Origin of the sequence: Paraburkholderia sp. CNPSo 3281 (genome assembly GCF_024206515.1) — a bacterium.
GTDB classification, from domain to species: domain Bacteria; phylum Pseudomonadota; class Gammaproteobacteria; order Burkholderiales; family Burkholderiaceae; genus Paraburkholderia; species Paraburkholderia nodosa.
Window position 1 is genome coordinate 108,605 of sequence record NZ_JAMBPS010000016.1, and the last position, 18,826, is coordinate 127,430.

19 protein-coding genes are annotated in these 18,826 nt (G+C 65.2%); 10 read left to right on the top strand and 9 right to left on the bottom strand.

Going from position 1 to position 18,826, the window contains the following annotated elements; all coding sequences use genetic code 11:
• Window positions 1-31 precede the first annotated feature (31 nt).
• The 4 genes from lysM to gcl form a co-directional block, all read right to left on the bottom strand.
• The gene (gene lysM, locus M3I56_RS18180; RefSeq protein ID WP_254355161.1) at window positions 32-541 is read right to left on the bottom strand and encodes a peptidoglycan-binding protein LysM; all 510 of its coding nucleotides are present in this window, start codon (window positions 539-541) and stop codon (window positions 32-34) included.
• A 440-nt stretch (window positions 542-981) separates the two neighbouring features.
• Entirely contained in the window at window positions 982-1,887 is a 906-nt protein-coding gene (locus M3I56_RS18185) for a 2-hydroxy-3-oxopropionate reductase (RefSeq protein WP_028204892.1), read from the bottom strand.
• A gap of 43 nt (window positions 1,888-1,930) precedes the next feature.
• Entirely contained in the window at window positions 1,931-2,728 is a 798-nt protein-coding gene (hyi, locus tag M3I56_RS18190; protein ID WP_254355162.1) for a hydroxypyruvate isomerase, read from the bottom strand.
• 137 nt (window positions 2,729-2,865) lie between these two features.
• Window positions 2,866-4,650: a glyoxylate carboligase gene (gene gcl / locus M3I56_RS18195; protein WP_254355163.1), complete on the bottom strand. Its 1,785-nt coding sequence runs from the start codon at window positions 4,648-4,650 to the stop codon at window positions 2,866-2,868.
• Window positions 4,651-4,875: 225 nt separating this feature from the next.
• Between gcl and M3I56_RS18200 the strand changes: the two genes are divergently transcribed.
• From M3I56_RS18200 to M3I56_RS18245, 10 genes are all read left to right on the top strand, one after another.
• Entirely contained in the window at window positions 4,876-5,784 is a 909-nt protein-coding gene (locus M3I56_RS18200; RefSeq protein ID WP_028204895.1) for a substrate binding domain-containing protein, read from the top strand.
• Window positions 5,785-5,886: 102 nt separating this feature from the next.
• Window positions 5,887-6,702: an RNA polymerase sigma factor gene (locus M3I56_RS18205; RefSeq protein WP_302056887.1), complete on the top strand. Its 816-nt coding sequence runs from the start codon at window positions 5,887-5,889 to the stop codon at window positions 6,700-6,702.
• Window positions 6,692-7,618 carry an anti-sigma factor gene (locus M3I56_RS18210; RefSeq protein ID WP_254355165.1) on the top strand — a complete coding sequence of 309 codons (927 nt, stop codon included), beginning with the start codon at window positions 6,692-6,694 and terminating at the stop codon, window positions 7,616-7,618. Before M3I56_RS18205 ends, M3I56_RS18210 begins: the two co-directional genes overlap by 11 nt.
• Before the next feature lie 207 nt (window positions 7,619-7,825).
• A complete protein-coding gene (gene rpsF, locus M3I56_RS18215) occupies window positions 7,826-8,197 on the top strand; it encodes a 30S ribosomal protein S6 (RefSeq protein ID WP_028204897.1) in 372 nt (123 codons plus the stop codon).
• 45 nt (window positions 8,198-8,242) lie between these two features.
• A complete protein-coding gene (priB, locus tag M3I56_RS18220) occupies window positions 8,243-8,542 on the top strand; it encodes a primosomal replication protein N (protein WP_028204898.1) in 300 nt (99 codons plus the stop codon).
• Window positions 8,543-8,544: 2 nt separating this feature from the next.
• Entirely contained in the window at window positions 8,545-8,820 is a 276-nt protein-coding gene (rpsR, locus tag M3I56_RS18225; protein ID WP_027797225.1) for a 30S ribosomal protein S18, read from the top strand.
• Window positions 8,821-8,847: 27 nt separating this feature from the next.
• On the top strand, window positions 8,848-9,300 hold the full coding sequence (gene rplI / locus M3I56_RS18230) for a 50S ribosomal protein L9 (RefSeq protein ID WP_254355166.1): 453 nt from the start codon (window positions 8,848-8,850) through the stop codon (window positions 9,298-9,300).
• A gap of 164 nt (window positions 9,301-9,464) precedes the next feature.
• Complete coding sequence (locus tag M3I56_RS18235; protein WP_254355167.1) at window positions 9,465-10,847, top strand: replicative DNA helicase; 1,383 nt, start codon at window positions 9,465-9,467, stop codon at window positions 10,845-10,847.
• Window positions 10,848-11,052: 205 nt separating this feature from the next.
• A complete protein-coding gene (locus M3I56_RS18240) occupies window positions 11,053-11,679 on the top strand; it encodes a DUF47 domain-containing protein (protein WP_028204901.1) in 627 nt (208 codons plus the stop codon).
• Window positions 11,680-11,689: 10 nt separating this feature from the next.
• A complete protein-coding gene (locus tag M3I56_RS18245) occupies window positions 11,690-12,700 on the top strand; it encodes an inorganic phosphate transporter (protein ID WP_254355168.1) in 1,011 nt (336 codons plus the stop codon).
• A gap of 63 nt (window positions 12,701-12,763) precedes the next feature.
• On the opposite strand, the gene M3I56_RS18250 is transcribed toward M3I56_RS18245, so the two are convergent.
• From M3I56_RS18250 to M3I56_RS18270, 5 genes are all read right to left on the bottom strand, one after another.
• Window positions 12,764-13,570 (bottom strand): SDR family oxidoreductase, encoded by an 807-nt coding sequence (locus M3I56_RS18250; protein WP_254355169.1) that lies wholly within the window; start codon window positions 13,568-13,570, stop codon window positions 12,764-12,766.
• Between the two features lie 136 nt (window positions 13,571-13,706).
• A complete protein-coding gene (locus tag M3I56_RS18255; protein ID WP_254355170.1) occupies window positions 13,707-14,834 on the bottom strand; it encodes a C40 family peptidase in 1,128 nt (375 codons plus the stop codon).
• Between the two features lie 234 nt (window positions 14,835-15,068).
• Window positions 15,069-16,910, bottom strand: coding sequence for a PhoH family protein (locus tag M3I56_RS18260; RefSeq protein WP_254355171.1), 1,842 nt, complete (start codon window positions 16,908-16,910; stop codon window positions 15,069-15,071).
• A gap of 399 nt (window positions 16,911-17,309) precedes the next feature.
• On the bottom strand, window positions 17,310-17,771 hold the full coding sequence (locus M3I56_RS18265) for a peroxiredoxin (RefSeq protein ID WP_254355188.1): 462 nt from the start codon (window positions 17,769-17,771) through the stop codon (window positions 17,310-17,312).
• A gap of 145 nt (window positions 17,772-17,916) precedes the next feature.
• Entirely contained in the window at window positions 17,917-18,813 is an 897-nt protein-coding gene (locus M3I56_RS18270; protein ID WP_028204907.1) for a polysaccharide deacetylase family protein, read from the bottom strand.
• Window positions 18,814-18,826 lie beyond the last annotated feature (13 nt).

Consider the following 18,826-nt stretch of genomic DNA (forward strand, 5'->3'; position numbering starts at 1 on the left):
CGTTTCTGGCCGTGTTTGCGAGTTGCCGCGCTTACTGCAGCGGCGGAATCACGAGCACCTGACCCGGATAGATCTTGTCCGGGCTCTTGAGCATCGGCGTGTTCGCCTGGAAGATCGCGTCGTTTTTCGCGCCGCTGCCGTAGTACTTCTCGGCGATCTTCCAGAGGTTGTCGCCAGAAACGACCGTGTGGTGCTGCGCTTCGGGCGCGGGGTTCGTCACCGTCATCTGGTCGTCGACCTTGTCGACGTTCTGCACGTTGCCGGCCGCGACGAGGATCTTCTCCTTCGTCGGCTGGTCGGCGGCGTTGCCGGTGACCGTCACCGTGTGCGAGACGCCGTCGTAGGTCACCCCGAGGTTGTCGGCGTCGAGGCCTTGCGAGCGGATATAGGCCGCGATCGCCTCGCCGGCCTTCTGGTTCAATTCGGCGAGATTCGCAGCGGGGTCTGCCGGTGCGGCAGCGGGTTCCGCGGCGGCGGCGGGCGCTGCAGCCGTGCCGAAGAGTTTTTCGCCTGCTTCCTTGATGAAATTGATAATGCCCATTGATCACACTCCTCACGTGCTGGAAATGACTGGGTGGTCACGCGTCGTGTCCACCTTGACCCGTCTGCGTGACAGCCGGATGAAAGCACAATTTTGGAAACGCGGCCGCGAAGGCGTCCATCGGGGCAGCGTCAAAGAGTGTGAAGCCTGCGAGAAAAAAGAAGGCAAAAAAAACGGGCATCCGACACGCGGACACCCGATGACGACGTCTGACCGACCAAGGCTTCCCCGCCGTCACCGGGCGCCGCTTTCGGACCCCACTGGCCGCCCTCAGCCCAGAGCGGCACCGATTTGCCTCGCGACGGTTGCCGCCGCCGCGAAGCGCCCCACGGGAGGCTCGTGCGCTTGTGTTGCTGCGCGCGAGCCGGTCTGCGTGATCCGGTTCTGCGGGCGGTCCGCACGTTGCGTCGCGCGAAACGCCGTCCTGCAACCGCTAGTCCTCAGGCCACCTTCGCCTGCGCTTGCGGTTCGGCGATCTCGAAGTTCGCCATGATCTCCAGCGCGCGGATCATGGCCGAGTGGTCCCATGCCTTGCCGCCGTTCGCGGCGCACACGCTGAAGAGCTGCTGCGCGCTCGCGGTGTGCGGCAGGGCGATGCCCAGCTTGCGCGCGCCGTCGATCGCGAGGTTCAGGTCCTTCTGGTGCAGTTCGATGCGAAAGCCCGGATTGAACGTGCGCCTGGTCATGCGCTCGCCGTGCACTTCGAGAATGCGCGACGAAGCGAAGCCGCCCATCAGGGCCTTGCGCACGCGCTCGGGGTCCGCGCCCGAACGTGCCGCGAACAGCAGCGCTTCGGCCACGGCCTCGATGTTCAGCGCGACGATGATCTGGTTCGCCACCTTGCAGGTCTGGCCCGCGCCGTTGTCGCCGATGAGCGAAATGTTCTTGCCCATCAAGTCGAACAGTGGCTTGGCAAGATCGAACGACTTTTGCGGGCCGCCCACCATGATCGTGAGCGTGGCTTCGCGTGCGCCAACTTCGCCGCCCGAGACCGGCGCGTCGAGATAGTCGCAGCCGAGCGCGTTGATCTGCTTGGCGAACTGTTGCGTTTCGAGCGGCGAGATCGAGCTCATGTCGATCACGAGCTTGCCGGCCGAGAGACCCTTGGCGACGCCGTCGTCGGAGAACAGGACGTTGGCGACATCAGGCGTGTCCGGCACCATCACGATGACGATGTCCGAGACCTTCGCCACAGCCGTCGAATCGGCGACGACTTCGGTTTGCGTGCGCAGGTCGTCGGGCACCGGGTACTTGCCGTTCACGGCGAGCGTGTGGCCGCCCTTGATGAGGTTGCGCGCCATGTGCGCGCCCATGATGCCGAGTCCGATAAAGCCAATCTTTGCCATCTTGTGTCTCCGTGAAAGCGAATGCGTGAATGTGCGTAGGGGCTCAGGCGAGTTCGGCCGTGCGCAGCTTCGCGCTGCGCAGCCAGCCGAGGCCTTCCACGGTCGTCGTGCGCGGCTTGTATTCGCAGCCGATGTGGCCTTCGTAGCCGAGCGTGTCGAGCAGATCGAACAGGAACGGGTAGTTGATTTCGCCCGTGCCGGGTTCGTTGCGGCCAGGATTGTCGGCGAGCTGGATGTGGGCGATCTTCGCGAAGTGCTTCTTGATCGTCGCGGCGAGTTCGCCTTCCATACGCTGCATGTGATAGATGTCGTACTGCAGGAACAGGTTGTCCGAGCCGGTCTTTTCGATCACGTCGAGTGCTTCGGCCGAGCGGTTCAGCGCGAAGCCGGGAATGTCGTACGCGTTGCATGGCTCGACCAGCAGGCGGATGCCTTCGCGTTTCAGAGCGTCTGCGGCGTAGCGCAGGTTCTCGGCGATGTTGGCGAGTGCCGTGTCGCGATCGACGCCGGCCGTCGGAATGCCGACGAGGCAGTTGAGTTGCGGCACCTTCAGCGCCTTCGCATATTCGATCGCGCGGCCCACGCCTTCCTGGAATTCGCCGCGGCGCTCGGGCACGCAGGCAATGCCGCGCTCGCCCGCTTCCCAGTTGCCGGCGGGCAAGTTGTGGAGGACGAGCTTCAGCCCGTTGGCCTCCAGACGCTCGGCCAGTTCGGCGGCCTTGTACGGATACGGGAACAGGAACTCCACGGCGTCGAAGCCCGCTTGTGCGGCCGCTGCGAAGCGGTCGAGGAAGGGCACTTCGTTGAACAGCATGGTGAGGTTCGCGGCGAATTTTGGCATGGTGCTGGGTCTCGCTGGTCGGTCAGTAGAGGAAGTCAGGCGGGAAGTCACGCGGTAAATCACGCGGTAAATCGGTCAGGCAGCGCGCCGATGCCGTGTGCGCTGCCAATGCTGCGGTGATGCGTGGTCGAATACGCTCAGTCGAGGGCATTCAGCGCGCTGATGGCAGTCGGCGCGTGCTCGGGCTTTTCGGCCAGTTCCTCGAACTCGTTGATCGCGTCGATTTCAGCGCCCATCGAGATGTTGGTCACGCGCTCGAGAATCACTTCGACGACGACCGGCACGCTGTGCTCGGCGGCGAGCGCCTGGGCCTGCTTGAGCGCCGGGGCGATCTCTTCCGGCTTGAACACGCGCAGCGCCTTGCAGCCGAGGCCTTCGGCGACCGTGACGTGATCGACGCCATAGCCGTTCACTTCAGGCGCGTTGATGTTCTCGAACGCGAGCTGCACGCAGAAGTCCATGTCGAACGCGCGCTGCGCCTGGCGGATCAGGCCGAGATACGAGTTGTTCACGACCACGTGCACGTACGGCAGTTTGAACTGCGCGCCCACGGCCAGCTCTTCGATCATGAACTGGAAGTCGTAGTCGCCCGAGAGCGCCACGATGGGACGCGTCGGATCGGCTGCGCGCACACCGAGCGCGGCGGGAATCGTCCAGCCGAGCGGGCCTGCCTGGCCGCAGTTGATCCAGTTACGCGCCTTGTACACGTGCAGGAACTGCGCGCCGGCGATCTGCGAAAGGCCGATGGTGCTCACGTAGCAGGTGTCGCGGCCAAACGCCTTGTTCATCTCTTCGTACACGCGTTGCGGCTTGATCGGCGTGTTCTCGAAGTGCGTCTTGCGAAGCATCGTGCGCTTGCGTTGCTGGCAGTCGGCCACCCACGCGCCGCGATCCTTCAGCTTGCCCGCGGCCTTCCATTCCTGCGCGATTTCGACGAACAGTTCGAGCGCGGCCTTCGCGTCCGAGACGATGCCGAGATCCGGGCCGAACACGCGGCCGATCTGCGTCGGTTCGATATCGACGTGCACGAACTTGCGGCCCTTCGTGTACACCTCGACGCTGCCCGTATGGCGGTTGGCCCAGCGGTTGCCGATGCCGAGCACGAAGTCGGAGGCGAGCATCGTGGCGTTACCGTAGCGGTGCGAGGTCTGCAGACCGACCATGCCGGCCATGAGCGGATGGTCGTCGGCAATCGCGCCCCACGACATGAGCGTCGGGATCACGGGCACGCCCACCGTTTCGGCGAACTGCACGAGCAGGTCTTCGGCTGCTGCGTTGAGCACGCCGCCGCCCGAGACGATCAGCGGCTTGTCGCTCGCGTTGAGCAGTTCGAGCGCGGCTTCGATCTGCTTGCGCGTCGCGCGCGGCTTGTAGACCGGCAGCGGCTCATACGTGTCGATGTCGAACTCGATTTCGGCGAGCTGCACGTCGATCGGCAGATCGACCAGCACCGGACCCGGACGGCCCGAGCGCATCAGATGGAACGCCTGCTGGAACACACGCGGCACGAGCGCCGGCTCGCGTACGGTGACGGCCCACTTGGTGACGGGCTTGGCGATCGACTCGATGTCGATGGCCTGGAAGTCTTCCTTGTAGAGGCGGGCGCGCGGCGCCTGGCCCGTGATCGCGAGGATCGGAATCGAATCGGCCTGGGCCGAGTAGAGGCCTGTGATCATGTCAGTGCCCGCGGGGCCCGAGGTGCCGATACACACGCCGATGTTGCCCGGCGTGGCGCGCGTAAAGCCCTCGGCCATGTGCGAGGCGCCTTCGACGTGGCGCGCCAGCACGTGCGTGATGCCGCCGGCCTTTTTCATCGCCGAATAGAACGGATTGATGGCGGCGCCCGGCACGCCGAAAGCGGTATCGATGCCTTCTTTCTCGAGCACCAGAACGGCGGCGTCGACGGCTCTCATTTTGGCCATGATTGTCTCCTGAATGTCTCGTATGCGAGGAATGGCGATGTGTTGAGGCCCACTTTAGGGGCGCAGGAAAGGTTTGATAAGATCAGTCCAGGTCGTTTATTCCGAAACAAAAAGTATGGAATGTCCGTGAGGCGGGGCTTCCGGCCGCGCCGGGGCCTGCGGCGTGCGGCATGGGGCATCACTAAGCGCTGAAGCGCCAAGTGCTGCCGACACAGGAGACAAGCAATGGACCGCTTCAAGCAGATCGAAACCTTCGTACGCGTCGCAGAAGCGGGCAGCCTCGCGGCGGCGGCGCTCGAGGAAGGCGTCTCGCCGGTGATCCTCGGGCGGCGTATTGACGCGCTGGAAAAGCGCCTCGGCGTGAAGCTCATTTACCGTTCTACGCGGCGGCTCGTGGTGAGCGAGGAGGGCGCGGCCTTTCTCGAACGCTGCCGCGGCCTGCTCGCCGACTGGGATCAGGCCGAAAACGAGCTGTCCGCCGGGCGCCAGGTGGTGAGCGGACATCTGATCGTTTCGGCGCCGGCGGCGTTCGGGCGCAAGCACGTCGCGCCGCTCGCGCCCGAGTTTCTCGCCGACAAGCCAGAACTCCAGGTGTCGTTCAACCTCACCGACCGCGTGGTCGATCTGGTGCGCGAGGGCTACGACCTGTCGATTCGCATCGGCGGCGCGGTGGACCCGAACTTCGTCGCCGTGAAGCTCGCCACGAACCGGCGCGTCGTGTGCGGCACGCCCGAGTATTTCCGCAAGCACGGGCGGCCGAAAACGCTCGAAGATTTGCCGAACCACAACTGCCTCGCGTTCAACCTGCAGGGCGGCCAGAACCGCGGCTGGTACTTCAGCCGCGGCGGCAAGCTCGTCACCGTGCGCGTGGGCGGCACGCTCGACTGCAACGACGGCGAGCTGCTGCACCGCTGGGTGACCGAGAGCCTCGGCCTCGGCTGGCGTTCGACCTGGGAGATCGACGCCCAGCTCGCGCGCGGCGAACTCGAAACGGTGCTCGACGAATACGCGCTGCCCGATTACGACATCCTCGCGGTGTATCCGCAGCAGCGCTACGTGCCGGCGCGCGTGCGCTACTTCATCGACTATCTCAAGGAGGTCTACGCGCGGCCGGGGTACTGGACCGGCGCGTAATTGCGCACTTCGAATTATTTTTCGTTTTCGTGTGCACAGAGCGGGAATAAACTGGCCCGAGCTTCGGTAGTGCCTGTATGCGGCCACGGTCGCGCAAGCCAAATGAAGAGGCGAGGGGACGACGTGGGCGAAACCGCGTACGAGCAGGATGAGGCCGGGCGCAGCCGCCGCTTTCAGGCGCTGGCGCTGCCGCATCTCGATGCGGCCTACAACCTCGCGCGCTGGCTCTCGCGCAACCCGGGCGACGCGGAAGATATCGTCCAGGAGGCGTTTCTGCGCGCGTTCCGCTTCTTCGACGCGTTTCGCGGCGACGAGGCCCGCCCCTGGCTGCTCGCGATCGTGCGGCGCGTCTGGTACGACGAATGGCGGCGGCGCGCGGGCGCGGAAGAGGTGGCGCCGTTCGACGAGTTGCGCGACGACGCGCCGCTCGAAGGCTGGGAAACGGGCGGCGTCGATCCCGAGACGCTCGCGATCCGCGCCGAAGACGCCCGCAACGTGCACGAAGCGCTCAGGCGCCTGCCCGTAGAGTATCGGGAGGTGCTGGTGCTGCGCGAGCTGGAGGAGCTGGGCTACCGCGAGATCGCGGCGATCGCCGATCTTCCGGTCGGCACCGTGATGTCGAGGCTCGCACGTGGCCGCCGACGGTTGGCGACGCTGCTGGCGGCGTACCGCGGCGGCGAGCGCGACCGGGCAGCGACGGGTAGTGCAGTCAATGAGACTGCAAACGATTCGGTTGTCCGCGCCCACGGCTGCGCGGACGACAGGGCAGGAGTCGGGGGAAGTAATCAAGCCAGGAGACCATCCGGCGGGGGGGGCGGCGGTCGGTTCCGCGAGGAGCCGGCCGCCGACGGCGGAGCGCCGTTGCGCCCTCGCTCTCACACCGAAGGCCGAACGACGGAGGCGCCCGATGAACTGTAACGAAGCGCGCCCGCTGGTCGACGCGAGCGTCGACCGCGAACTCTCTGCCGCCGACGAATGGCGTGTGCGCGAGCATCTCGCGGGGTGCGAGACGTGCCGCCATGTCGCCGACGACGTGCAGGCCATCTCTCAAATGATCCGCTCCGCGTCATACCACCGTGCGCCGGCTGGGCTGGCTGCGCGTATCGTCGCGGCATTGCCGGCGACGGACGTGCCGCCTGCGAAGGCAGCGCCTTCGCCAACCCCCGTGCGTGACTCGGGAGGCTGGCGCGAGTGGGTGCGCAACTGGTGGCCGGGCAGTGGACGCCGGGAGCGAGGCGATGTGGGCGGGCATGGCTGGGGCGCTGCGTCCGTGAACGCGGGTCCGCGCGCGGCCACGTTCGCGTGGTTCGGCTGCGCGGTGCTGATCCTTTGTGCGCTGGCTGTGATCGCCACGTTGCATCTACGCCGCCCGGCCGCTGAGACGGCCTTCGTCGACGATCTCGTGTCGAGCCACGTGCGGGCCCAGATTTCGGGCCGCGATATCGACGTGATCTCGACGGACCGCCATACCGTGAAACCGTGGTTCAACGGTCGCATCAACTACGCGCCACCTGTCTTCGATCTGGCGCAGCAGGGCTTCGCGCTGGCGGGCGGACGTCTCGATTATGTGGGGCGCGAACGGGTTGCCGTGCTGGTCTATCACTATGGCAAGCATGTGATCGACGTCTATGTGTTCCCGCCGGGCGCGAGCGGACCGGCCGTCTCGGGCATCGCGCCGCCGGGTTCGAGCGAAGGCTACGCGCTCCGGCGCTGGCAGGCGGCGGGCATGACCTGGTGGGCGGTGAGCGACGCCGGCGCGGACGCGCTCGACGGCCTGCGCGCGGCGCTCGACGCGAGGCTCGCGGCGGGCGCGAGCGAGGCGGCAGGCAGCTAGGCCGTCGTCTCACACGAGCGCGGCGAGGAGCGCTCCGGGCGCTTCTCGCCGCGCAAGTCATTGAAAACACGCCCGATTCATCGCCCCAACGCACGATCTGTCTTGCGTGCGTAGCCCATCCGCGCTACAATCTTCGGCTTCTCACTTGCCACACCGGTTCCGACGCCCGGGTGGCTTATATCCACAAGTAAGCACAAGGAGTGATACATGCGTCATTACGAAATCGTCTTTATCGTGCACCCCGATCAGAGCGAGCAAGTTCCCGCCATGATCGAGCGCTACAAGGGCACGATCACCTCGCACGGTGGTCAGATCCACCGCATCGAAGACTGGGGCCGTCGTCAACTGGCCTACATGATCGAGAAACTCGCGAAGGCTCACTACGTCTGCATGAACATCGAATGCGACCAGACCACGCTCGACGAACTGGAACACGCGTTCAAGTTCAACGACGCTGTTCTGCGTCACCTCATCGTCAAGATGAAGAAGGCCGAAACCGGCCCGTCGCCGATGATGAAGGAAGTGCAGCGCGAAGAAGCCAAGAAGGCGGCTGCCCAGCCGACCGAAGCGCAGGCTTAAGTACACAAGCCATCAGGATTCAAGCTCATTGCCTGAGTTAGCCCCGTGAACAGGCTGCAGCTTACGGCTAGCGTCGTCGAACGCGAACCGGTGCGGTACACCCCCGCCGGCGTTCCGATCGCAAGTGTCACGTTGCAGCACCGCACAGAGGTCGTCGAAGCCGGCATTCCCCGCTTCGTCGAGCTCACGATGCCCGCGGTGGCGGCCGGCAAGGCCTGCGGTCTCGTGGAAAGCTGTGAGATGGGCGTGGAAGCGCTCTTCACCGGTTTTCTGGCGAAAAAGCACCGCAATGCGCGAACCCTGGTGTTTCACATCACCGAAATGCAAGGCACAGGAAAGGACTAATCATGCCCCGCCCGACTGGTAAGAAATTCGACAAGCGTCGTCAGCAACAAAACCCGCTCTTCAAGCGCAAGAAGTTCTGCCGCTTCACGGCTGCAAACGTCGAACAAATCGACTACAAGGACCTCGACACGCTGAAGGACTTCATCGGCGAAAACGGCAAGATCACGCCGGCTCGTCTGACGGGTACGAAGGCCCACTATCAGCGTCAGCTGGACACGGCTATCAAGCGCGCGCGTTTCCTCGCGCTGATGCCGTACACCGACCAGCACAAGGCCTAACAAGACGACGCGATAAGGAGCAATAGAATGCAGATCATTCTTCTGGAAAAAGTCGTCAACCTGGGTAACCTCGGCGACATCGTCAAGGTGAAGGACGGTTACGCACGTAACTTCCTGATCCCGAACAAGAAGGCACGCCGTGCTACGAAGGACGCAATCGCTGAATTCGAAGTCCGCCGCGCAGAACTCGAAAAGGTCGCCGCTGAAAAGCTGGCAGCCGCGCAAGCCGAAGGCGAAAAGCTCAACGGCCTGACCGTCCAGATCGGCCAGAAGGCCGGCGTGGACGGCCGCCTGTTCGGTTCGGTCACGAACGCGGACATCGCCGTTGCGCTCACGAAGCAAGGCTTCGCAGTGGAAAAGGCGCAAGTGCGTCTGCCGGAAGGCCCGCTGAAGATGGTGGGCGACCACCCGGTGCACGTTGCGCTGCACACCGACGTCCTCGTCGACGTCACGGTGTCGGTGCTGGGCGAGCACGCCTAAGTACCCACGTGCGGCCCTCGCGGGCCGCGCGGTTTGACGCAAGACTCAGGAAGGGCAGGAGCCGCAGGGCTTCTGCCTTTTTTGTTGTGCGCTGCCTGGACGCTCCGCTCGTTGCAAGTTTTCAAGCTTGTTCGAGGCACCCCCATGTCCGATAATTGCCCTCCATGAACGCTCCGAAAGATCCCCAACTCGACTCGCTGAAAGTCCCGCCGCATTCGATCGAAGCCGAGCAATCGGTGCTCGGCGGCCTGCTGCTGGATAACGCGGCCTGGGACCGGATTGCCGACTTCCTCTCGCAAAGCGACTTCTATCGCTACGACCACCGCATCATCTTCGAGCACATTGGCCGGCTGATCGCCGCCACGCGCCCGGCCGACGTGGTGACGGTGTACGAGGCGCTCGGCACCTCGGGCAAAGCGGATGACGTGGGCGGCCTCGCGTACCTGAACGCGCTCGCGCAGAACACGCCGAGCGCCGCGAACATTCGCCGCTACGCGGAAATCGTGCGTGACCGTGCGGTGCTGCGCCGGCTCGTTTCCGTCGCCGACGAAATTTCCGCCGACGCCTTCAACCCGCAGGGCAAGGAAGTGCGGCAGCTGCTCGACGAGGCCGAGTCGAAGGTGTTCTCGATCGCCGAGGACGGCGCGCGCGGCACCCAGGGCTTTCTCGAGATCGGGCCGTTGCTCACGCAGGTCGTGGAGCGCATCGACACGCTCTATCACACGGCCAATCCGAGCGACGTGACGGGCACGCCCACGGGCTTCATGGACCTCGACCGCATGACGTCGGGCATGCATGGCGGCGAGCTGATCATCGTGGCAGGGCGCCCCTCGATGGGTAAGACCGCGTTCTCGATGAACGTCGGCGAGTACGTGGCCGTGGAGTACGGCCTGCCGGTGGCGGTGTTCTCCATGGAAATGCCGGGCACGCAGCTCATCATGCGTATGCTCGGCTCGGTTGGCCGTCTGGATCAGCACCGCATGCGTACGGGGCGCCTCACCGACGAGGATTGGCCGAAGCTCACGCACGCCGTGCAGAAAATGAGCGAGGCGCAGATCTTCATCGACGAAACCGGCGGCCTGAACCCGATGGAATTGCGCTCGCGCGCGCGGCGTCTGTCGCGCCAGTGCGGCAAGCTCGGGCTCATCATCATCGACTACCTGCAGCTCATGAGCGGCTCGTCCACGGGCGAAAACCGCGCGACCGAAATTTCGGAAATTTCGCGCTCGCTCAAGAGCCTGGCGAAGGAACTGGACGTCCCGGTGATCGCGCTGTCGCAGTTGAACCGCGGTCTGGAGCAGCGTCCGAACAAGCGGCCGGTGATGTCGGACCTGCGTGAATCGGGCGCAATCGAACAGGACGCGGACGTCATCCTGTTCATCTATCGCGACGAAGTCTACAACCCCGACAGTCCCGACAAGGGCACGGCCGAAATCATCATCGGCAAGCAGCGTAACGGTCCGATCGGACCCGTTCGACTCACGTTCCACGGCCAATACACGAAGTTCGATAATTTTGCCGGGGCGCAGACCTTCTACGCCGAATAACGCAAATCGTTGCGCGGCTTGCGCCAAAGTGGCGCAAATGCCGCGTTGGCGGCTGCCGATCCATGCGGCAGCTCTCGCCTGGCGATACAATGTTGCCGTTTTATGACAGTCATCTCTGTCGCTTATTTTGCCGCCCGATTGCCGCGAAGTGACCGCGAAGTCACCGTTTCGTGACGGCAATCCGAGACCAATTTCCGGGATACCAATGTTCGGTCGATTCATGCCCACCGAGGGCAAGTTCTTCGAAATTTTCAATGCGCATGCGAAATGCATCGTTTCCGCGAGCCGCGAACTCGAACTCCTGATCGATAACCTCGCCGACGCCGAGATCCACAAGCAAAACGTGCAGGCCTCCGAAAAGGCCGCTGACAAGCTCACGCACGAGGCGATCGACCTGCTGCACAAGACCTTCATCACGCCGCTCGACCGCGACGAGATCCACAAGCTGATCACGACGATGGACGACTGCCTCGACCTCATGGAGGACGTCGCCACGGCCATTTCGCTCTACGACGTGCAAGCCGTGACGGCCGAGGCGAGCCAGCTGGCGCACGTGGTGACGGCCACGGCCGAGCGCGTGCAGCTGGCGGTGGGGCTGCTCTCCGACATGAAGCAGGCGCGCGAGATCCTGCAGGCCTGCGAAGACATCGACCGCCTCGAATCCGACGCCGACCGCTTGCTGCGCGGGGCCATTTCGAAGCTCTTCCGCGAGGAAGACGACGTCAAGAACCTGATCAAGCTGAAGGCGATCTACGAGCTGCTCGAAGCGATCACGGACAAGTGCGAGGATGTCGCGAACATCATCGAAGGCATCGTGCTAGAGAACGCCTGAGCGGACTGCGATGCAATCGATACAACTCGCTCTCTGGGCGGTCGCGACGCTGGTCGCCATCGCTCTCGTGTTCGACTTCATGAACGGTTTTCACGACGCGGCGAATTCCATCGCCACGGTCGTGTCCACGGGTGTTCTGAAGCCGCAGCAGGCGGTGGCATTTGCCGCCATGTTCAACGTGATCGCCTATTTCGTGTTCCACCTGAAGGTGGCGCAGACGGTAGGCAAGGGCACCATCGACCCCGATATCGTCGACCACTACGTGGTGTTCGGTGCGCTGATGGGCGCGATCGGCTGGAACGTGCTCACCTGGTACTACGGCATTCCGTCGAGTTCGTCGCACGCACTGATCGGCGGCCTCGTGGGCGCGGCGCTCGCGAAGTCGGGCTGGGCCTCGCTCAACTTCGACGGCCTCATGAAGACCGTGGCGTTCATCTTCATCTCGCCGCTGCTCGGTTTCATCCTTGGTTCGTTCTTCATGCTCACGGTGTCGTGGCTGTACTTCCGCACGCCGCCAAGCAAGGTCGACCGGCGCTTCAGGCGCCTGCAGCTGCTTTCCGCTGGCCTCTATAGCCTCGGCCACGGCGGCAACGACGCGCAGAAGACCATCGGCATCATCTGGATGCTGCTGATCGCAACGGGCTACTCGGCGATCGGTTCGGACGCGCCGCCCATCTGGGTGATCGGCGGCTGCTATCTGTCGATGGGTCTCGGCACGCTGTTCGGCGGCTGGCGCATCGTGCGCACGATGGGGCAGAAGATCACCAAGCTCAAGCCGGTGGGCGGTTTCTGCGCGGAGGCGGGCGGGGCGCTCACGCTTTTCACGGCTTCGTCGCTGGGCATTCCCGTTTCGACCACGCACACGATCACCGGCGCGATTGTCGGCGTTGGCGCGACGCAGAAGCTCAGCGCGGTGCGCTGGGGCGTGGCGGGCAACATCGTCTGGGCCTGGGTGCTGACCATACCGGCCTCGGCCACGCTGGCCGCGGCCGCGTGGTGGCTCGGTCACCGCTTCATGTAAAAGCTGCGGCGCCTTCGGGCGCCGCAGTGCCTTTGAGGCCTCGCCCGCGCGCTAACGGGCGCTTCAGATCAGCGGCGTGCTGGCCCCATCCATCGGAATGAGCGCGCCCGTGACGTAGCTCGCGCGGCGGCTCGCGAGGAAGAGCGCGACATCGGCAATTTCCTCAGGCTTCGCGTAGCGCCCGAGCGGCACCTTCGATTCGCCGCTCGCCAACGCCTCCTGCGCGCCGACGCCCGTGCGTTGCGCTTCCAGCTGAACGGCCTCCTGCAGGCGCTCCGTAAGCGTGGCGCCGGGGTTGATCGCGTTGATGCGGATGCCGTAGCGCGCGTGGTAGTGCGCGAGGCCCACGGTCGCGAGCATCAACGCCGCGTTGGCCGCGCCGCCCGCGATATGGATGTCGCTCGCGAACTTGCCGCCCATGCCGATGATATTGACGATGGCCCCGGGCTCCATGCTCTCGCCCGACTTGATCCGCTGCACCATGCGCCGCAGCACCTCCTGCTGCGGGTAAATGTAGGGGAAGTATTTCGCCTCCATCGTGGCCCTGAACGCGTCCGCATCGAGCGTTTCCGGGTCGTAGCGGCGCGCCGCGCCCGCGCTGTTGATGAGGATGTCGATGGGGCCGACCGCGGTGGAGACTTCTTCGACGACGTCGGCCGCGCTATGCGCTTCGTGCAGGTCCGCGCGCGTGAGGTGCACATGCAGGCCTTCGCTCGCGAGCTGCTCGCGAGCGCGCGCGAGATTGGCGGGGTCGCGCGAGACGATCGCCACGCGGGCGCCTTCCTGCGCAAAGGCGCGCGCGCAGGCAAGGCCAATGCCCTTGCTGCCGCCCGTCACGAGTACCACCTTCTTGCTGAGTCCAAGATCCATCGTCGCCTCGCTGCGCGAAAGTATGAAAAACGGTCCCAAAACGATAGCAGAGGCGCGGGGCGCCGCAAACCGCTGCAAGCATGCTTAGCCGTGCGGCCAGGGGCAACGTGCCGCTCAGCGCCGCGGCGGGGCCGCTTCAGTCGCCGCTGTTGGCAAAGCGCGCGATGGGGTCGTCGCTGGACCGGGTCGGGGCCGGCGAGGCCGGGCCGGCTGTCGAGGCGCGTATGACCTGCGCGCCACCCGCGGCCGGCGACGCCGCCTGGATCGGCGTCGAGCCCACCTGGCCGGCCTGGCGCGCCGCTGCGCTTGCCGTCGGCGGCGGGGGCTCGAAGGCGTCGGCGGCGGCGTTGATGGCGTCGCGCGGGGCGCTGGCGGCGGGGCTGGCAGCGTAGGCAGGTGTGTCGTTGCCGGGCGCAACCGCGGGTGCGAGCGCGCCCGCGTCGCGTGCCTGCGTCTGCGCCGCGCCGAGCGAGGCGGGCGGCGGCTCGAACGCGTCGGTCGGGGCGACGGCGGCCGTGGAAGCCGTCGGCGTGTTGGCCGGCGTTGCCGCATAGGCCGGTTGCGGCGCGGCGACGATGCGGTTCTGGCTCGCGGCCACGGCTCGCGGCGCGGGCTGCGCCGCCGCAGCCGGCGCGACGCTCGCCATTGCGGCCGCCGGTGGCGCGGCGTTCGCGCCAGGCACGCGTTCAGCCGGCGCAGACGCTTCCCAGGTCGGCGTCTCGAAAGGCGTGCGCTTGGGCGCCGCCATGCGGCGAATCCCGTCGAAGCGCTTCGCCCAGTAGGGGTTGGTCAGATAGTCGAGTCGCACCGTGCCGCCGGTCGAAGGCGCGTTAACGAAGCGCAGGTTGCCGACGTAGATCCCGACGTGCGAATGCGGCCGCCCCGTCGTATTGAAGAAGATGAGATCGCCGGCGGCAATCTCGTCGGGCTCGATCGTTTCCCCGCGCGTGCTCATTTCGGCCGTGGTGCGGGGCAAGTCCACCGAGGCCGAGCGCGCAAGCACGTATTTGACGAGACCGCTGCAATCAAAGCCGCTATCGGGCGTATTGCCGCCCCAGCGATACGGAATGCCGACGAGCCCCATCGCCTGGATCGAGATTTCCTCGCGGCCCACGCTGTGGTCGACGAAATTGGGAAAGCCCGGCGGCTTGGTGCGCCACGCGTTTTCGCTGGAAGACGAACCGCTGCGCGATACCTTTTGCGGCGCGCTGGAGCACGCGGCAAGCAGGACTGCGATCAGAAGCGGAAGCCAGAGTCGACGCATGAAGCGGATGTGGCGCGCGCGACGCGTGCGCCATTGGGAAAACGGGTCATGGGCGGATGGTAGCCCGCCCGTCAGCGCTTTCGCAAGAATTCTTCACAACTTACTTGAAGTTCGTGCGCCAACTGTTGTGCTTGTGGGACGCGCGGGCAATAAAAAAGGACCATATCTGGTTCCCCGGATACGGTCCTCGCCATGTGCGTGGGCGCCCTCGAAAGGCGGCGCCCAGCGAATGGATTACAGGATATCGGACGCGTAATCGGCAAGCCGCGAGCGTTCGCCGCGTGCGAGCGTCACGTGGCCGCTGTGCGCCCAGCCCTTGAAGCGATCCACCACGTAGGTGAGGCCGGAACTGCCTTCGGTCAGATACGGCGTGTCGATCTGCGCGATATTGCCGAGACACACGATCTTCGTGCCCGGACCCGCGCGCGTAACGAGCGTCTTCATCTGCTTCGGCGTGAGGTTCTGCGCCTCGTCGATGATCAGATACTTGTCCACGAACGTGCGGCCGCGCATGAAGTTCATGCTCTTGACCTTCAGGCGCGAGCGGATCAACTCCTGGGTCGCCGCGCGCCCCCATTCGCCGGCGGCGTCGTCGGTTTTCTGGAGGACTTCGAGGTTGTCGTCGAAGGCGCCCATCCACGGCTGCATCTTTTCCTCTTCGGTGCCCGGCAGGAAACCGATGTCCTCGCCAACCGGCACGGTCGCGCGCGTGACGATGATCTCGTTGTAGCGTTTCTCGTCGAGTACTTGCGCGAGGCCCGCCGCGAGCGCGACGAGCGTCTTGCCCGTGCCGGCCTGACCGAGCAGCGTGACGAAGTCGATCTCCGGGTTCATCAGCAGGTTCAGCGCGAAGTTCTGCTCGCGGTTGCGCGCCGTGATGCCCCACACGTTGTTCTTGTGGTGGCCATAGTCGCGCAGCGTCTGCAGGAGCGCCGTCTTGCCGTTGAGCTCGCGCACGATCGCGTGGAAAGCCGGTTCGCCGTTCTGCGGCTCGAGATAGACGAACTCGTTCACGAGCATCGAGAGGCACTCGGGACCCGTCACGCGGTAATAGGTCGTGCCGGTCTTGGTGTCCTGCCAGGACTCCATGCCCTTGGCGTGCTTCGACCAGAAGTCCTGCTGGAGGGCGCGCACGCCCGAGTAGAGCAGGTCCTTGTCTTCGAGAACCTGGTCGTTGAAGTAGTCTTCCGCGGGCAGGCCGAGCGCATGGGCCTTGATGCGCATGTTGATGTCTTTCGACACCAGCACGACGAGGCGGTCAGGCCGGTCACGCTGCAGCGCGCGCACCACGCCGAGGATCTGGTTATCGGCTTTGCCCTGGGGCAGGCCGTCGACCGGATCGATATGCGTGAGCGTGGTCTGGAAGTACAGGCGCCCAAGCGCCTCGCGGCTGCCGAGGCGGCCAAGCGAAATGCCTTCCGAGATCGGGCCCGCATTGGCGACCAGCTGGTCGAGCGTGCGGCTCACCTGGCGCGCGTTGCGCGCGACTTCTGACATGCCCTTCTTGTGGTTGTCGAGTTCTTCCAACGTCATCATCGGCAGATAGACGTCGTGTTCCTCGAAACGGAACAGGCAGGTCGGGTCGTGCATCAGCACATTCGTGTCGAGTACGAAGAGCTTCTGGACTTCGGTGCTCTCTTCGGGATGCACGCGTTTTTTCGCCCCGGCGCGCGTGGCGGGCGCAGCGGCGCCGCCGGAGGCTTTTGCCGAGGCGGGTTTGCCGCCGCGCGCAACGGGCGTGTCGTCGGCGCCGGTGCGGGCCTCGAGAGGCTGCAGCAGCGCGGCCGTGACTTGCTTGTTGTTGTTGCGCCTGTTGCGCGCGGGCGCCGGGGCGACCGGTTCGAGCGCAGCCAGTTCGGCGCTGGCGCTCGAAAGCGGCACCGTGCGCAAGGTGGTTGCGGCGTTGGCGGCCAGCGTCATCGGCTCGGCGACACTGCCGGGGCCGTATTCTGCAACGTCGGCCGCGTCGTTCTCGCTCGCGGCCTTGCGTGTGCTGCGCGTCGTGCGGGCACGCGCCTTGTATTCTTCGGGCGGCAGGAGGTTGCCGAGCTTGCTGGGGGGAGTAGGCAAAGGCATGGTGTCCCTCGAAAAAATCGGGTCGAGTGGTCGCGGGGTTACCCAGTAAGGCGCGCTTTCGGGCGGTGCGTGCGGGTGCCGGGTAGGCCTCCGCCGTTACTGCGCAAGGTGCGCGCTCAGGTCAGAAAATGCCGGTTCGCCTGGTTTTCGATCAGCTCCTTGACGTTTGCGCGCGCCGGGTCGCAAAGCCGGCACGAACGGGGAGAAAAGCGGGAGAGAACAGCATGGAACAAACAAAAAAGCCGCCGCCCCGGATGACGAGGCAAGCGGCTTCACTTCGGTGTTGTCCCGTTGCCTCGGATACGCATTTCCGGTCATTCCATGACCGGCTGCGAAACCGCCGCAACGCGACGTAAAAAGGGTTGGACAGGCACTCATTGCAGCCCAATATAACGCTCCTCAAAGCGCTTGTACAGCCTCCAGAACTTCGTCGACGTGGCCCGGGACCTTGATGCCGCGCCACTCCTGGCGTAGCACGCCGGTCGCGTCGATCAGGAAGGTCGAGCGTTCGATCCCTCGTACCTGTTTGCCATACATTTTCTTCAATTTGATGACGTCGAAGAGCGTGCACAGCGCTTCGTCGGCATCCGATACCAAGGTATACGGCAGTTCGAGCTTGGCCTTGAAGTTATCGTGCGAGCGCACGCTGTCGCGCGACACGCCGACGATCTGCGCGCCGGCCTTTTTGAACTTCGGATAGAGATCGCGGAACTGCAGGCCTTCGGTCGTGCAGCCCGGCGTGTTGTCTTTCGGATAGAAGTACAGCACCACCTTGCTGCCCTTCAAGCTCGACAGCGTGAAGTCGCCGCCGGTAGCGGGGGCGGTGAAGTCCGGAATGGGGTGGTCGACTGCGATGGTCACGTCAGGCACGTGGCTCTCCCTTTGTTATTGGCTGGCATTGCCGCTGCGCACGGTGCCGTTCCGCCGGGACGGCGTGTCGCCCGCGGCGGGGGCGTTGCGCGGGCGAGGGTCCTGGCAGGCACTGAGCGGCGCGCAGGCGGCGGATTCAGTCGGGCTGAACGATCAGCTGGCCGGAGCGGCCGGCGATCTCGCCCCAGGTGACAGGGTACGATGGCAGCGAATCCGGGTCCAGCGTCGCATGGTAGTCGCCCATCGTGGCAAACGTGTGGCCTTGCGCGCGCCAGCCGGCGAGCAGCTGCTCGAACACCGGTGCGAGCTTCTGGCCTTCGAGTTCGGCGTGCAGCGTGAAGACCTGGTCGTGCGGGTTGTTTTCGGTACGCTTGAGCATCCATGCCGCGACCGTATCGGTATCGACGCCATCGACGCCGAGCACCTCGTCGAGCGTGGGCAGCGTGGTGGGCATTTGCACGTGATTCAGCGTGCGGCCAGCCACCACCGGACGGTAGGGCGAATGACCGCGCCCGTCGGAGGCGTAGCGCATGCCCCACGTGTCGATCTGCTCGAAGGCGGCCTCGTTCATCTGCCAGCCCGCCGCGCCGTGCGTGACGGGCGGCGTGCCGAAGATGCGCGTGAAGCGGTCGTGGCTCTTCTGCATCTGGCGCGCGGTCCACTGTGCGTCGCGCTTGCGCACGTTGTCCTGCCAGTACACGTGATCCCACGTATGGATGCCGCACTCGAAGCCGGCTTCGTGGATCGCGCGCATTTCCGCCGCGGCTTCCACGCCGATGTCGGGGCCCGGCAGCAGCACGCCGTACATCAGCTGCTTCACGCCGTAGTGCTCGACCACCGACGTGCGCGAAACCTTCTTGAGAAAGCCCGGCCGCAGCACGCGGCGCAGCGCCCAGCCCGTGTGATCGGGGCCGAGGCTGAACAGGAACGTGGCGCGCGCCTTGTAGCGGTCGAAGATGCGCGCAAGATTCGGCACGCCTTCGCGCGTGCCGCGCAGCGTGTCGACATCGATTTTCAGGACGATGCGGGCCAAGTGGCGAAGTCCT

Coding starts and splice junctions, on each gene's coding strand:
- rpsR (WP_027797225.1), top strand. CDS start 8,545: ATGCCCCGCCCGACTGGTAAGAAATTCGACAAGCGTCGTCAGCAACAA.
- M3I56_RS18255 (WP_254355170.1), bottom strand. CDS start 14,834: ATGCGTCGACTCTGGCTTCCGCTTCTGATCGCAGTCCTGCTTGCCGCG.
- rpsF (WP_028204897.1), top strand. CDS start 7,826: ATGCGTCATTACGAAATCGTCTTTATCGTGCACCCCGATCAGAGCGAG.
- M3I56_RS18250 (WP_254355169.1), bottom strand. CDS start 13,570: ATGGATCTTGGACTCAGCAAGAAGGTGGTACTCGTGACGGGCGGCAGC.
- M3I56_RS18235 (WP_254355167.1), top strand. CDS start 9,465: ATGAACGCTCCGAAAGATCCCCAACTCGACTCGCTGAAAGTCCCGCCG.
- M3I56_RS18205 (WP_302056887.1), top strand. CDS start 5,887: ATGAAGAGGCGAGGGGACGACGTGGGCGAAACCGCGTACGAGCAGGAT.
- lysM (WP_254355161.1), bottom strand. CDS start 541: ATGGGCATTATCAATTTCATCAAGGAAGCAGGCGAAAAACTCTTCGGC.
- M3I56_RS18210 (WP_254355165.1), top strand. CDS start 6,692: ATGAACTGTAACGAAGCGCGCCCGCTGGTCGACGCGAGCGTCGACCGC.
- M3I56_RS18185 (WP_028204892.1), bottom strand. CDS start 1,887: ATGGCAAAGATTGGCTTTATCGGACTCGGCATCATGGGCGCGCACATG.
- M3I56_RS18245 (WP_254355168.1), top strand. CDS start 11,690: ATGCAATCGATACAACTCGCTCTCTGGGCGGTCGCGACGCTGGTCGCC.
- gcl (WP_254355163.1), bottom strand. CDS start 4,650: ATGGCCAAAATGAGAGCCGTCGACGCCGCCGTTCTGGTGCTCGAGAAA.
- M3I56_RS18260 (WP_254355171.1), bottom strand. CDS start 16,910: ATGCCTTTGCCTACTCCCCCCAGCAAGCTCGGCAACCTCCTGCCGCCC.
- M3I56_RS18200 (WP_028204895.1), top strand. CDS start 4,876: ATGGACCGCTTCAAGCAGATCGAAACCTTCGTACGCGTCGCAGAAGCG.
- M3I56_RS18240 (WP_028204901.1), top strand. CDS start 11,053: ATGTTCGGTCGATTCATGCCCACCGAGGGCAAGTTCTTCGAAATTTTC.
- rplI (WP_254355166.1), top strand. CDS start 8,848: ATGCAGATCATTCTTCTGGAAAAAGTCGTCAACCTGGGTAACCTCGGC.
- hyi (WP_254355162.1), bottom strand. CDS start 2,728: ATGCCAAAATTCGCCGCGAACCTCACCATGCTGTTCAACGAAGTGCCC.